At 66.8% G+C, this 14505-nt stretch carries 14 protein-coding genes and 1 pseudogene; 13 read left to right on the top strand and 2 right to left on the bottom strand.

All coding sequences use genetic code 11. The features are described 5' to 3' along the window. Positions 1-44: 44 nt before the first annotated feature. From CRP45_RS01465 to CRP45_RS01450, 4 genes are all read left to right on the top strand, one after another. A complete protein-coding gene (locus CRP45_RS01465; RefSeq protein WP_097243463.1) occupies positions 45-1217 on the top strand; it encodes a hypothetical protein in 1173 nt (390 codons plus the stop codon). Positions 1218-1254: 37 nt separating this feature from the next. Then, positions 1255-2205: a hypothetical protein gene (locus tag CRP45_RS01460; protein WP_143861299.1), complete on the top strand. Its 951-nt coding sequence runs from the start codon at positions 1255-1257 to the stop codon at positions 2203-2205. Positions 2206-2293: 88 nt separating this feature from the next. Further along, positions 2294-3259, top strand: coding sequence for an endonuclease/exonuclease/phosphatase family protein (locus tag CRP45_RS01455; protein ID WP_097243461.1), 966 nt, complete (start codon positions 2294-2296; stop codon positions 3257-3259). A 279-nt stretch (positions 3260-3538) separates the two neighbouring features. Further along, a complete protein-coding gene (locus CRP45_RS01450) occupies positions 3539-4144 on the top strand; it encodes a bactofilin family protein (RefSeq protein WP_097243460.1) in 606 nt (201 codons plus the stop codon). Between the two features lie 298 nt (positions 4145-4442). Here CRP45_RS01450 and CRP45_RS01445 read toward each other — a convergent pair whose 3' ends face one another. Beyond that, positions 4443-5282 carry an IclR family transcriptional regulator gene (locus tag CRP45_RS01445; protein WP_067778636.1) on the bottom strand — a complete coding sequence of 280 codons (840 nt, stop codon included), beginning with the start codon at positions 5280-5282 and terminating at the stop codon, positions 4443-4445. Between the two features lie 241 nt (positions 5283-5523). On the opposite strand from CRP45_RS01445, the gene CRP45_RS01440 reads away from it, so the two are divergent. The 7 genes from CRP45_RS01440 to CRP45_RS01410 all read left to right on the top strand — a co-directional run bounded on the left by CRP45_RS01440 (position 5524) and on the right by CRP45_RS01410 (position 11674). After that, positions 5524-6000: a flavin reductase family protein gene (locus CRP45_RS01440; RefSeq protein WP_097243459.1), complete on the top strand. Its 477-nt coding sequence runs from the start codon at positions 5524-5526 to the stop codon at positions 5998-6000. A gap of 114 nt (positions 6001-6114) precedes the next feature. Further along, positions 6115-7266, top strand: a complete 1152-nt coding sequence (locus CRP45_RS01435; protein ID WP_097243458.1) for a 3-ketosteroid-9-alpha-monooxygenase, oxygenase component — start codon at positions 6115-6117, stop codon at positions 7264-7266. 10 nt (positions 7267-7276) lie between these two features. After that, entirely contained in the window at positions 7277-7501 is a 225-nt protein-coding gene (locus CRP45_RS01430; protein ID WP_097243457.1) for a hypothetical protein, read from the top strand. Then, entirely contained in the window at positions 7498-8502 is a 1005-nt protein-coding gene (locus tag CRP45_RS01425; RefSeq protein ID WP_097243456.1) for a ferredoxin--NADP reductase, read from the top strand. Before CRP45_RS01430 ends, CRP45_RS01425 begins: the two co-directional genes overlap by 4 nt. A 13-nt stretch (positions 8503-8515) precedes the next feature. Beyond that, on the top strand, positions 8516-9400 hold the full coding sequence (locus CRP45_RS01420) for a VOC family protein (protein ID WP_097244488.1): 885 nt from the start codon (positions 8516-8518) through the stop codon (positions 9398-9400). 31 nt (positions 9401-9431) lie between these two features. Continuing rightward, on the top strand, positions 9432-10643 hold the full coding sequence (locus CRP45_RS01415) for an LLM class flavin-dependent oxidoreductase (protein ID WP_097243455.1): 1212 nt from the start codon (positions 9432-9434) through the stop codon (positions 10641-10643). Then, the gene (locus tag CRP45_RS01410) at positions 10643-11674 is read left to right on the top strand and encodes a zinc-binding dehydrogenase (protein ID WP_097243454.1); all 1032 of its coding nucleotides are present in this window, start codon (positions 10643-10645) and stop codon (positions 11672-11674) included. The genes CRP45_RS01415 and CRP45_RS01410 overlap by 1 nt, the downstream gene beginning before the upstream one ends. A 94-nt stretch (positions 11675-11768) precedes the next feature. Here CRP45_RS01410 and CRP45_RS01405 read toward each other — a convergent pair whose 3' ends face one another. Then, positions 11769-12092: a cupin domain-containing protein gene (locus CRP45_RS01405; RefSeq protein ID WP_097243453.1), complete on the bottom strand. Its 324-nt coding sequence runs from the start codon at positions 12090-12092 to the stop codon at positions 11769-11771. A 64-nt stretch (positions 12093-12156) separates the two neighbouring features. On the opposite strand from CRP45_RS01405, the gene CRP45_RS01400 reads away from it, so the two are divergent. Next, positions 12157-13566 carry an aminotransferase-like domain-containing protein gene (locus CRP45_RS01400; RefSeq protein ID WP_097243452.1) on the top strand — a complete coding sequence of 470 codons (1410 nt, stop codon included), beginning with the start codon at positions 12157-12159 and terminating at the stop codon, positions 13564-13566. A 95-nt stretch (positions 13567-13661) separates the two neighbouring features. Continuing rightward, a pseudogene (locus CRP45_RS35185) lies at positions 13662-14498 on the top strand (methyltransferase); the annotation flags it as partial. Between the last annotated feature and the right edge of the window lie 7 nt (positions 14499-14505).

Here is a 14505-nt window from a genome sequence, read left to right as displayed (position 1 = left end):
AGGCATAGTTTTCGGCCTCGACCGGACTCACACAGGAGGCTGCAATGCCTGATTTCAAAAAGGAAGTCGTCGTTCGCGACGACGCCGACAAGGAAAGAATCAAGCTGGACGCCACACAAAGCGACATTGTGGTGAAGAATGCGGGCGGCGATCTGCGGTTACATTTCGATGGCGTGCGGGCCGCACTTTACCTCGGCGGAAAGGGCAACGAGGGCGATCTAATCGTTCGCGATGCAGCGAACGACGAGCGGATCAAGCTCGACGGTGGCGAGGGGCAGATCTGGGTGAAAGATGCCACCGGCAAGGAGCGCCTTCGGTTGGAGGACGCGGGCAGTATTGTGGCGCGAGACGGCGACGGCAACATCCTGTTTCGTTTCGAAACCAGCACCGGCGCGCTGTATCTCGGTCACCGCCCTGCCAACCCGAACACCCCGGTCGACGTGGACCTCTTCAGGGAGCGGATCAAGCTGGACGGCGCCGAGGGCGAGATCTCGGTGAAGAATACGCGTGGAAACAAGACTCTCGAACTCGAAGGTGCCGCCCTCTTTCTCGGCGGCAAGGACGCCGGCGGCGGTTCTGTCATCGTTCGTGACAATCAGAACAAGCACCAAGTTGTCCTCAATGGTCACGACGGCATGATCTGGGTGAAAGATCCGGTCAGCAACAACAATGCGGTTCAAATCGATAGGACGGCAAGAGTCTCTGTCGGTTGCCAGGGCAACGACGGTGACCTCGTTGTTCACGACAAGACGAACAAGCAGACGATCAGGCTGGACGGCGCCAAAGGCGAGATCCATCTCGGCAATGCGGACGCCGCCGAAAACTTCGAGGTCGCGGACCCCGTGGAGGCGACACCGGGAACGGTCATGTCGCTCGGGCAGGACGGCAAACTCCGTCCCTGCTCCATCGCCTACGACCAGACAGTGGTCGGCGTCGTGTCCGGCGCCGATAGGTACCGGCCCGGGCTGGTCTTCGACCGCGGCGAGACGCAGGACGACAGCCGGATGCCCATCTCGGTCATGGGCAAGGTGGTATGCCGTGCGGACGCCCGCTACGGCAGTATCCGCGTCGGAGATCTACTCACGACATCCCCGAACCCGGGGTGCGCGATGAAGGCTTCGGAGCCCGGCCGCGCCTTCGGGACCGTCATCGGCAAGGCGCTCGATTCTCTGGATGCAGGTGAAGGCCTGGTCCCGATGCTCATCAGCCTGCAGTAGAGCATCCGACACAGCGATTACGAAAGGCTCGAGCGAGATGACAGACCTCAGCTTGCGACAGCATTTGGCGCGGATCGGCGAGCCGAAGTCACCCGCCGGCGTACGAATTCCCACAGACTTTTTCGTGTTTCCACCATCGGGCCGACTGCGAGACTTCATGAAGGCAACCAGGTCTCCTGAACCTGAACAGTGGGCGAAGGCCGCCGAGAAGGAGTTCGCCAACAAAGGCTGGACGGAGGAGTGTCAGGGCGTAACACATGACGAGAGCTTCTGGTACATGTCGAGTAACGCGGGCAAGTCCAGCAGCAATGGCAGACAACGCGTCTATCGGATCGCACTGTCCAATGAAGTCGTGGACCACGTCGAGCTGTCCGGCAATGGCAGCGACCACCTGGGTGCTATCGACTACTACAAAGGCCGCATCTACTGCGCGATGGACGATCCTGTGAAGATCGTCGTCATCGATACGCCACCGTTCACGGGATGGTGGTCGGCTCCGCTGGTCGGCGCGTCGGGCGGACCAGCGCCCCAGACACGCAGCGCCTGGTGTGCGGTGAACCCCTGGAACGGCTTGCTCTACAGCGCCCAGATCACCGCAAGCATTGCTCACGACACGCTCTATGCGTACCGATTCGATTCGGCAGGGCGGCGATTCGTGCATGTACCCGACGCCGACATAGTGCTGCCGGAGAAGCTGTTGTTCATTCAGGGTGCGGTCTTCTCAAAGAACGGCCATGTGCTTCTTGCCTCGAACGACACCGATGACATTCGCTGCTACAGCGCCCTCAACGGGCACTATCTCGGCAGGGTGCCCATCCGCAAGGATGGCGGCGAGGGTGAAGAGGTCGAAGGCCTCACCATCTGGGAGGGCGTCTCCTACGACGGCGTCGAAACCCACGTTCATCTAGTACTTCTCGACAACGACTGGCCAGACGGTGACGACGTGTTCTTCAAGCACTATCGCGTCCCCTTGGCAGAGGACTTGTAGCAAGCGCATCGCGAGGACGCACCAGCCCGCACCACACCGCTTCGCGCCCTGGCGATCTCGATCGAAATCGACACGGAAGGCTGGCGTGATGGCGGACGACAGTTTCACGCTCGGTGAACTAGCCGAACACCGATTCGGAATAGGCGCGAGCCCCCGGAAGAGTCTGCGGCAGATTCTCGGCCGCCCGAGCGGCCCTGTCCGGATCGGGGCCCGCGCCGGACCCATCTCGGTCCTGACACAAAATATGGCACTGCTCGTCGCGCCGGCGCCGTATCTCGGCACCGACCGCGGAGGCGCCGTTGCCGAGATCTGTGCGCGCATCCGTGCGTTGTCCCCTGATATCGTAGGACTTTGCGAGGTATTCAAAGACTCGGAGCGAGACGAGATTCGCACGACCGTAAAAGATATCTACCCTTACTTCAGAGAAGGACCCGACCAGTTCGGCGTCAACTCCGATGGCGGCCTGCTGCTACTGAGCAGGTTCCCACTCCTCGCGTCGAACGATTTCATCTTCGATGCATGCGACGGCATCGACTGCTGGGCGAACAAGGGAGTCTTGCACATTCGGGTCCGCGGCACGCAGTGGCCGACCGCGCTCGATATCTTCTATTCACACACGCAGAATATTTCGACCGGGGCGGGACAGCCGACGCTGCACGCCCAAATCGCGGACATGCGCGAATTCATCGAAGCTCATGCCGACCACGAATTGCCCGCGATCGTCATGGGAGACTTGAACATTCCCGCGGAACGCACCGCCGATTACACCCGGCTACTGCGCACCTTGGACGGGTTCCGGGACTCCTGGACCCTGGTCGGAAATCCGATCGCCAGCGGTCCGACCTTCGTCACGAACAACACCTTCTACGAAGACGAAGACGATCGGCCGGGCACCGATCAGAGACTGGACTACATCCTGCTGCGTCCGGCGGACCGTGTCTGTCCAATCACCTCCGAGGTCGAGATAATGAGATTCACTCACAACGGTTTACACATCTCCGACCACTTCGGACTACACGCTGTGTTCAACCCGATCGCAGTCATCGATCCATGAATTCACTGGATGCGGACACGTTCTCGGCAACGCGGCATCGTCGGTCGGTGTATCCAACCGCATCCCAGTGTGCCGCACGGAGTTCGGCGGGGATCCGAGTCGTCGAGGCCTGAGCTGGTTACCGGGTCTCGCGCCAGTTGGCGCGATGGAGACACGCGATGACGACCGGCGATCCACCGCGCTGCGCGATCGGCTCATTCGACGGCGGCCGCGGCGAGGAACGGGTGTCGGACGCGGAAGCGATAGTGTCCTCGACATATTCGCGTAAGAGGAGTAGCAGTGGCGGACGAGTCGATCGAATCGTTGAGCGCGACCGGGCGCGTGGAACAGGCGAGGGAGGCGGATCTCGAGAAGATCCTCGACGAGGATATTCGCGCTTGCCTCGATGACGACACCAAGGTGCACCGCGGCGATTTGAGGATCGATGGAGACCTCGGCATCGACAGCGGCGCGCTCATCGTAATCGGGAACCTTTCGGCGACAGGCTCGGTCGCCACTGACGAGACCGGCAGTCTCATCGTGACCGGCTCGCTCGAGTGCAGGCATCTGTACCTCGAGGGCAATCTCGAGATTCAGGGGAACGCGACGATGCGAGGCGTCGTCTACGGCTTCTACGAAGCGGGGATCTCCGGGGTGTGCGGGACGACGAAAGCCAAGGTCGGCCTGATCGGGAATCACTGCTGGGAGTGCCAGAACGAGGAGTACGAGGTCGGAGGCACGTTCTCGAACTTCCACGCGGGAAGCTTCACCGGCGATCCAGAAGCGCTCCGCCAGGTGGTCGGCGAACGTGCCTTCCAGGGTCTCGGCATGTTGCTCGGCTTGAGCCAGGAAGAGCCGAACGAACGAAACTCCGCATGGGGGCTCTCGCTCTTTCGCGATATGTGACTCGTGCGCGGTGATGCCCTCGACGGTCTCGGCAACCAGCTGGTCCAACGCGACCGCCGCGTCGACGTCGTGCAGTCGGGGCTCACCACGAGTGCGTCCATCGAGTCTCGTTGCGCCGGGCGCGTTCTCGCTCACGCTCCAGCGGTCGGTGCCGTCCGCTCGAACGGGGCGTGCCTGTACGCGGGGGTGAGCGGCGGACCGCTACCGAGCCGTAGACCGGCTCGAGGACGTGCGTGACGCCGCGCCGGACCCAAGTGTCGCGGCGCCGCCGGGATCGGGTCGCGCGATGCCGAACGGCTCAGCGCCAGCGCGCGTGGCGCGGGAACAGCGCGCGACCCGCCTCGTGGGCGACCTCGATGAGAACACGCGCCAGGCGGGCGGTGTCGAGCGCGGGTCGTTCCCCGCTGACCTGTCCGGACAGCGACAGCGCGGCCACCGCGGCGCCGCGTCCGCGCACCGGCACCGCCACGCACGCGATGCCGTTGACCGACTCCTCGTTGTCCACGGCGACACCCTGACGGTGCCGGATCCGGTTCAGTTCCCGGTGCAATTCGCCTCTGTCGCACACGGTTCGGGCGGTGAGCTGGGGCATCCGGTCACGGAACGACGCTTCGACGATGCTGGGTTCCAGCGTCGCGAGCAGCGCCTTGCCCAGCGCCGTGCTGTGCGCGGGCATGCGGCCGCCGAGCCGGGTCGGGATGGTCGCGGCCAGGCGTCCACCCGCCTTGTCGAGATACAGCACCTCGCGTCCGTCGAGCACGCCGAGGTGTCCGACCATTCCGGTGCGCTGACACAGGTCGTGCAGCAGCGGGCTCACCACATCGCGAATCTCGTTGTGGTCGGCGGCGAGTCCGCCGAGTTCCAGGGTGCGCATGCCGAGCCGGTAGCCGCCAGGGGCGTGCGCGAGCCAGCGCAGGCGGATCATCTGATCCAGGATGCGGTGCACGGTGGAGCGGGGCAGCCCGGTGCGTTCGGCGAGGCCGAGCAGCGTCAAAGTCGGTGTCGCGCCGTCGAACGCATCTAGGATCAGCGTCATTCGTTCGATCATCGACACCGGCGGCTGGGCCGGCTTGGCGGTCGCACGACCCGTACCCGTCCACTCGCCGGACTCGGGATGGGTCAGCATCTCGACCGTCATGGCTCACCTCCATTGTGTAGCGCATCAAGCTTAGAAGTATTTCGATTAGGCATGTGCATTTTAGGCACAAGTGCTTGTGTCTCCCATCACAGTGCCGCGCCGGCGTCGACCCTGAATCCCGGAAACTACGGAGATCGGTACGGATCTTCTCGGTAGCCGGAACCCGTGCTTGACACTCCGGGCACCCCACCGCCTACGGTCATGACGAAACGGAATATTTCTAGTCGAAACTAGGAGCACCATGGCCGTCGATCTCGACTTCAAGGCCGTCCTGGGCCGGTTCTGCACCGGCATCACCGCGATCACGGCGCTCGCCGACGATCAGCCGCTCGGCTTCGCCTGCCAGTCCTTTTCCTCGCTGTCGCTGGATCCGCCCGCGGTCGCCCTGTTCCCGGCCCGCACGTCCACCACGTGGCCGCGCATCCGCGAGGTCGGCCGGTTCTGCGTCAACATCCTGGCCCACGATCAGGAAGACGTGTGCAGGCAGCTGGGCCGCAGCGGCCAGGACAAGTTCGCCGATCTGCGCTGGCGCCACTCCCCCAACGGCTCGCCACTGCTGGAGGGCTCGATCGCCTGGATCGACTGCACCCTCGACCGCGAGGTCGACGGCGGCGACCACACCATCGTCGTCGCGCACGTCACCGAGCTGAGCGAGCAGCGCGAGGCCGCGCCGCTGCTGTTCTACCGGTCCGGCTACGAGCGGCTCGCGGTGGTGTGAGCATCCTCCCGATCAGTGGGACCACGCCTACCGGCGCCGCGAGCGCCGTCACAGCATCGAAATAGCCCGGAACGACATAGGCCTGAGCGAAATACCTCTGGAGGACCCGACATCATGAGCACGGCGAACACCGACGATCAGGTGCGCGTGATCGACACCGGCGCCCCGCCCGCACGCTACGCGCGCGGCTGGCACTGCCTCGGCCTCGCCGACAGCTTCCGCGACGGCAAGCCGCACACCATCACCGCGTTTGGCACCGAACTGGTGGTCTTCGCGGGCGCCGACGGCAAACTCAACGTGCTCGACGCCTACTGCAGGCACATGGGCGGCAACCTCGGCGACGGCACCATCAAGGGTGACACCATCGCCTGCCCGTTCCACGACTGGCGCTGGAAGGGTAACGGCCGCTGCGCCGCGATCCCCTACGCGCGCCGGGTGCCGCCGCTGGCCCGCACCAAGGCGTGGACCACCCTCGAGCAGAACCGGCAGCTGTTCGTCTGGCACGACCCCGAGGGCAACCCGCCGCCGGAAGACATCACCATCCCGCGCATCGAGGGCGCGTTCAGCGACGAGTGGAGCGACTGGACCTGGAACCAGATCGTCATCGACGGCGCGAACTGCCGCGAGGTCATCGACAACGTCGTCGACATGGCGCACTTCTTCTACGTGCACTTCGCCTTCCCGACCTACTTCAAGAACGTCTTCGAGGGCCACATCGCCAGCCAGTACATGACCTCCATCGGCCGCGAGGACATGCAGGGCGAACTGGCCAAGGAGGCGGGCGGCAAGAACGTGCTGCATTCCGAGGCGCACTACTACGGCCCCTCCTACATGATCGACAACCTGGTCAACGAGTCCAACGGCCAGCGGGTGGAGGCGGTGCTGATCAACTGCCACTACCCGGTGACCCCGACCAAGTTCGTGCTCCAGTACGGCGCGATCGTCAAGAAGCTGCCCGGTCTCCCGCCCGAGGAGGCCGACGCGATGGCGGTGCGGTTCGCGGGCGGGCTCGGCCGCGGCTTCGAGCAGGACGTGGCGATCTGGAAGCGCAAGACCCGCATCGACAACCCGCTGCTGTGCGAGGAGGACGGGCCGGTCTACCAGCTGCGCCGCTGGTACGAGCAGTTCTACCGGGACGTCGCCGAGGTGGACGAGAAGATGACCGACCGTTTCGAATTCGAGGTCGACACCGCCCGCGCGATCACCGCGTGGGAGGCCGAGGTCGCCGAGAACCTGGCCGCCCAGCGCGCGAGCAGCGGTGCCTGAGCGGAGCGCCATGGATGCCGTCATCTGTCAGGCCTGCGGAAACCGGGTCGCCGTAGTCAAATTCAGTCCGGCGCACACCAGCGTGCAGTGGTCCGCCGCGGCGGCGGGCAACTGCGCCGAGCTGCGCGGCAACGGCAGTCCAGTGGCCGGGTGCGCCGCACTGCGCCGCAGCATCGACAACGCGGTCATCGCGGGCGCGCTCGAGCTCAGCACCCGAGAGCAGGATCTGCTGTGAGTATCCGGTTGCGCGTCGCGCGGGTGATCGCCGAGACCGCCGACGCGGTGACGCTGGAGCTGGTCGCCGAGGGCCGACGTCCCGCGTACCGGCCCGGCCAGTTCCTCACGCTGCGCATCCCCAGCGACCGCACCGGGTCGGTGGCGCGCTCGTACTCGCTGTCCAGCGCACCGCACGAGGACGGGCCGCTGAAAGTGACCGTGAAGCGGACACAGGGCGGGTACGGCTCGAACTGGTTGTGCGACAACGCCGCCGAGGGCATGGAACTCGAAAGCCTGCCCCCGGCGGGGGTGTTCACACCGGCCTCGCTCGACGACGACCTGCTGTTGCTCGCGGCGGGCAGCGGCATCACGCCGGTGCTCTCCATCGCGAAATCCGCGCTGGCACAGGGCAATGGCCGCTGCACCCTCGTCTACGCCAACAGGGACGAGCGCTCGGTGATCTTCGCCGCCGAGCTGGCCGAGCTTGCGCGCGCACACCCCGAACGGCTGACGGTGGTGCACTGGCTGGAGACCGTGCAGGGCCTGCCCACCGCGGCTCAGCTGCGGACGTTGATCGAACCGTGGGCCGACCGCGCCGTGTTCGTCTGCGGTCCGGAGCCTTTCATGGACGCCGTCGAGTGGGCGGCGACCGAGCTCGGCGTCGACCGCGTGCACTCGGAGCGATTCGTCTCGATCACCGGCGACCCGTTCGCCCCGGTGCCCACCGCGGACGACTCGTCCGAGGACGTCGCCGCCGTCACCGTCGAGATCGACGGCGAGACACACGAATTCGGCTGGCCGCGCGAGACCGTGCTGCTGGATGTGCTGCTCGCCCGCGGCGTCGAGGCGCCGTACTCGTGCCGGGAGGGCGCGTGCAGCGCGTGCGTGTGCCGCCTGCGCGACGGTGAGGTGAAGATGCTGCGCAACGACGTTTTGGAGAAAGAAGACCTGGCCGACGGCTATGTGCTCGCCTGCCAGGCGATTCCGGTCACCGACACGGTCCGGATCACCTATGACTGAGGAGAACCACCCCATGGCTGTCATCAGCTCGCTCGGTTATGTGCGGGTCGCCGTCAGCGATCCGCACGCCTGGCGCACCTTCGCCTTCGACGTGATGGGCTTCGCCGAGGGCAGCGGCCCGGATCCGGACGCGATCTACCTGCGGATGGACGAGCGCGGCGCCCGCTTGGTGCTGGTTCCGGCCGACACCGACAAGGTGCTCGCCGTCGGCTGGGAGGTCCGCGATCATCGGGCGCTGGCCGCCGCGCGCGACGCGGTGCAGGCGGCGGGGATCGAGGTGACCACGCTCTCGGTCGAGGAGGCCGACGCGCGCCGCGTCGAGGAGGCGATCGCGTTCACCGATCCCGCGGGCACGCCCGTCGAGGTTTTCCACGGTCCGGTGCTCGACCACAGCCCGGTGGTGTCCCAGCACGGAAACCGTTTCGTCACAGAAGGACTCGGCCTCGGACACGTCGTGCTTCCGGTGCCGGACCTGGACGTCGCGTTCCGCTTCTACACCGACGTGCTCGGCTTCCTGCCGCGCGGTGCGTTCCGGCTGCCGACCCCGCCGGAGTACGGCCCGATGCGGGTGCGGTTCCTCGGCGTCAACCAGCGCCACCACAGCCTGGCGCTGATCCCGTCCGGAGGGAAGGAGGGCTCCGGCCTGGTGCACATCATGGTCGAGGTCGACGCACTCGACGACGTGGGCCGCGCGCTGGACCGGGTCGGCAAGGCCGGCTACCACCTGTCCTCCACCCTCGGCAGGCACACCAACGACAAGATGATCTCCTTCTACGTCCGCACCCCGGGCGGCTGGGATCTGGAATTCGGCACCGAGGGGCTGCTGGTGGACGAATCCACCTACACCGCGGAGGAGATCACCGCGGACAGCTACTGGGGCCACGACTGGTCGCGCTGACTCGCGCGAACCCGAAGTCAGGACAACTGAATTGAGCGACACCGCATCGACCGGACCCACCAGGTTCGGTTTCTTCCTCGCCCCGTACCACCCGCTCACCGGCAACCCCACGCTACAACTCCAGCGCGACCTGGAGTTGGTGGAGCTGGCCGACCGGCTCGGTTACGCGGAAGCCTGGGTCGGCGAACATCATTCGGCCGGGCTGGAGATCATCGCGGCGCCCGAGGTGTTCCTCGCCGCCGCGGCGCAGCGCACCAGCCGGATCCGGCTCGGCACCGGTGTGAACTCGCTGCCCTATCACCAGCCGTTGATGCTCGCCGACCGGCTCTGCCTGCTCGACCACCTCACCATGGGCCGCACCATGATGGGCGTCGGCCCCGGCCAGCTGGCCACCGACGCGGCCATGCTGGGGATCGACCCGGTGCGGCAGCGCGACATGATGCACGAGTCCATGGCCGTGCTCGTGCGACTGCTGCGCGGGGAGACGGTGACCGCCGAAACCGATTGGTATCGGCTCGGCGAGGCGAGGCTGCAGCTGCTTCCCTACCAGTCCGGCGGCATGGAAATGGCTGTGGCGTCGACCATTTCGCCCTCGGGTGCGGTGCTGGCCGGTCGGCACGGCGCCGGGCTGCTTTCGCTGGCCGCCTCGGATCCCAGCGGCTACGAGGCGCTGGTGCCGAACTGGAAGGTCTACGAGAAGACCCTGCTCGAGCACGGGCACGCGGTGGACCGGTCGCGGTGGCGGCTGGTCGCGCCGATGCACCTCGCCGAGACGCGGGAGCAGGCGATGCGGGACGTCGAGTGGGGCGTCGAGCATCTGGTCGACTACATCGAGAAGCTCAGTGGCCGGACCGCGCCGTGGGGGCAGTCGCCGCGAGATGCCGTGCGACAGTGGGTCGGTGAGGGCTTCCCTGCCTTCGGCCGCGCCACCATCGGCACACCGGACGACGCGATCGCCACCATCGAGAAGCTGACCGAACAGTCCGGCGGCTTCGGGACCTTCCTGCTGCTCGGGCTCAACGTGGCGGACTGGGAGGCGACTCAGCGTTCGGCGCGGCTGTTCGCCGAGCACGTGATTCCGCATTTCACCCAGGCGAATCGCAACCGGGTCGCCTCCCTCGAGTGGGCGAACGCCAACAGCGAACGCATGATCGGCGGTCTGCAGGCGGGCATCCAGAGCGCCTTCGACAAACACGGGAAGACGCTGGCCGCCGCGCTCGGCGCCGATGAGGAGAGCCGCTGATGCGCGCGGTGGTGATGCGGGATCGCCGTCTGGTCGTCGACGAGGTGGCCGACCCGGTGCCGGGGCCCGGCCAGGTGCTGGTGGAGACGGTGGCCTGCGGGATCTGTGGATCCGACAAGCAGGCACTGGATTTCACCGACGAGTTCCTCCAGGCCTCGCGCGACAGCGGGGTACCGACCTTCGAGTTCGACCCGAGCCGTGACGTGGTGCTCGGCCACGAGATCGCGGCCCGGGTGGTCTCGGCCGGGCCGGACACCCCGCACGAACCCGGACAGCTCGTGGTCGCCCTGCCGTGGGCGGTCGACCACGCGGGGCAGATCCACGGCGTCGGATTCTCCAACGAGTTCCCCGGCGGTTACGGGGAGCGGATGGTCTTGCAGGCCATGGCGCTCGAACCGATCCCCTCGCGTGTCCCGCCGCACGTCGCCGCGCTGACCGAGCCGCTCGCGGTCGGCTTCGGCAACGTGGCGCGCACTGGGATCGGACCGTCCGGATCCGGCATCGTGATCGGTTGCGGCCCTGTCGGTTTGGGCGCGGTCGCCGCGCTGGCCGAACGGGGTGTCGCGCCCATCGTCGCCTCCGATCCGTCGAAACTGCGGCGCGACACCGCCTTACGTCTCGGCGCGCACCGCGTCGTCGACCCAGCGGTGGCCGACCCGATCGACGTGTGGCGTGCAGCCGCCGCACCCGGCCAGCTCCTGCACATCTGGGTGTGCGCCGCGGTGCCCGGCCTGATCAACGACCTGATGTACAAGGCGCCGCGCCAGACCACCATCCTGCAGATCGGTGCGGTGATGACCGACGACGTGATCCGCCCTATCGTCGGCATCTACAAGGACATCTCGTTGCAGATGTGCATGGTCTATCCGCACGAGGAGTACGCGAGGACGCTGGGCCGCATCGCCGACGGCACCCTCGACGCGGCGTCGCTCATCACCGACCAGGTGGGGCTGGACGGCGTGGCGAACGCCATCGACGCCCTCCGCAATCCGGACGAGCACATTCAGATTCTGGTCCGCCCGGATTTGTGAGAGGGGCCGTGCGTCGGGCCCACCCACCTCTGCCCGGGCCCGACGCAGGCATGGCGCAGCGGTTCCGCCGGCTTGGATCAGCCGCTCCTCGTAGTCAGTTGCCGTACTGCTTGGTTTCGGGTCGTTCGATCATGATCCCGTGAGCCGGTTCCTCGGCGACCGGCCGATGCTCGACTCCGCGGGGAACGACGAAGATTTCGCCGGGGTGGAGCGTCACCGACTCGCCGTCTTGCAATTCGATGCGGAAGGTTCCGCTCCAGCACAGGAACAGCTCGTCCTCGTCGTGGTGGTGGTGCCAGGGGAATGCGCCGTGGAAGCGGGCGATGCGCACCACGGCGTCGTTGGCCGTCGCCAGGTCCCTCGGTTGCCACGGTCCGGTCAGGTCGTCGACGACATCGGTGATGGAGATCTTGCTCATGGCTTCATCCTCACGGCGGCAGGGGGGGTGGTCCTAGAGCCAATCGGGGCAGAATGGTTTGCGTATGGAGCCAATCGAACTCGCCGACCGGCTCGGTCGGTGGTCCGCCGACCGCGGACCGTTGTATCTGTTGCTTGCCGGGCGATTGCGGACGTTGATCGACGACGGTGAGCTGCCGTCGGGCACGCGGTTGCCACCCGACCGCAGGCTGGCGAAAACACTCGCGGTGGGGCGCAGCACGGTTGTGGCGGCCTATGACCTGCTCAGCGTGGAGGGTCGGGTGGTGCGCAGGCAGGGCAGCGGCACCCGGGTCGCGGGACCCGCAGCGCTCCCCGCGCGGGAAACCACCCATTCTCCGGCCTTTCTGCAGCTGCTGGAGCCGGAGGCCGATGTCATCGCGCTCGCCTGTGCCGCCCCCGCGACGCCGCCGCCCGAAGTCGCTCAGGCGTATCAGCACATCCTGCCCGACCTCGCCGCGGCCGACGGTGACATCGGCTACCGGCCGACCGGGCATCCACTGTTGCGCAGGATGATCGCCGAGCGTTATCGGGCACGTGGCGTGCCGACCGATCCGGAGCAGATTCTCGTCACCGGCGGTGGGCAGCAGGCGCTGTCCTTGCTCGCCCAAGCACTGCTCCGGCCCGGCGACCGGGTTCTGGTGGAGGCGCCGACCTATCCCGGTGCGCTGGAGGCGTTTCGGGAGGTCGCGGCGGTACCGAGGACAGGTCCGGTTGGCCTCGGCGCGGTGGTCCCTGCGGCGCTCGCCTATGTCGTGGCGACCTACCAGAACCCCACGGGCGCGGTGCTTTCCGCGCTGGCCCGGCGGACGCTCGTCGAGTCTGCGAGAACAGCCGGGGTGCCGCTGATCGATGACGAGGTGCTGACCGAGCTCGGATTTCCCGGCACCGATCCGCCGCCACCGCCGTTGGCCGCCTTCGACGAGTCCGTGATATCCATCGGTTCGCTCAGCAAGATCGTCTGGGGCGGCCTGCGTGTCGGCTGGGTGCGGGCGCCGATCCCGGTGATCGCCCGGCTGGCTCGGCTGCGCGCCGTGCACGATCTCGGCGGCAACATCCCCGCTCAGTTGGCCGCCGCCTGGCTGCTTCGCGATCTGGACGCGCTGCGTGAACGAATCACGCGGCAGCGCAAGGAAAGCCACGACACCCTGGTGACCGAGCTGACCGAGCGCCTACCGGAATGGGAGGTCCCTCCGGTGTCCGGCGGCCAGACACTATGGATCCGCCTGCCCCACGGGGACGGCACCTCGTTCGCCCAGCGCGCCCTGCGACACGGTGTCGCGATCCTGCCCGGCGCCGGTCTCGACGCCTCCGGCGGCAGTATCGATCACGTCCGCATCAGCTTCGTCGCCGACCCCGCCGACCTCCGCGAGGCCGCACGCCGCCTGGCCGAGACATGGCGAACCTACGAACCACCCGACCACCCCGCCCCAGGATCACCCCCACTGGCAGTCTAGACCGACATGACATGTCGGCTGAATTTCGATTGACGGGCATGCCACAGTGAATCTTCGTGGGACACAACGCCAACGATGCGGACGCGCTCCGTCGCATGGCCAGTTTGGCGACACCGATGGCATTGCGGATCGCGGTGACCCTCGGTCTGCCGGACCGGCTCGTCGGAAACGGCGCCGCCGCCGCGGAACTCGCGGTCGAAATCGACGTCGCACCGGTCGCGCTCGACCTCCTGCTCGGCCACCTGACGACACTCGGGGTCGTCGAACCGACAGCCACCGGCTACCGGACCACCGAGTTCGGCGCGAATCTGTGCGCCGATGCCGACAACGGTTTCACCAACATCCTGCTGCACTTGGACTCCGCGGCCGGCCGCGCCGAACTGGCCTTGGTCGAACTCGCCCACAGCATCGCCACCGGCCGAGCGGCTTACCCACGCCGCTACGGTCGAGACTTCTGGGCCGACCTCGCCGAAAACCCGCACCTGCGTGAGTCGTTCGACCGGCAGATGACCCTGCGGTTCCACGAGCAGATCCCGCGACTCGTCGCCGGTTTCGACTGGTCTCGATTCACCACCGTCGTCGATGTCGGCGGTGGCCGAGGAACGCTGCTCGCCGCGATCCTGCTGGCGCACACCGGCATTCGCGGCCATCTGATCGATCTCGCACCCACCGCGACCGAGGCCCGCCGCACCTTCAGCGCTCACGACCTCGACGACCGAACCGAAGTGACCGCGGGCAGCTTCTTCGACACCCTCCCGGCCGGGGCGGACGCCTATCTGCTGTCCGACATCCTGCACGACTGGGACGACGAGCACGCCCACCGCATCCTCGCCCGATGCGCCGAAGCCGTCCACCCGGCCGGTCGCGTCCTCGTCATCGAACCGGTGGGAGGGCGGCGAGCCAGTACCGAAATGGACCTGGCGATGCTCGCGATCTACG

It is taken from the genome of Nocardia amikacinitolerans (assembly GCF_900215415.1).
GTDB lineage: Bacteria > Actinomycetota > Actinomycetes > Mycobacteriales > Mycobacteriaceae > Nocardia > Nocardia amikacinitolerans.
This window is presented reverse-complemented; position numbering and strand designations above follow the sequence as displayed.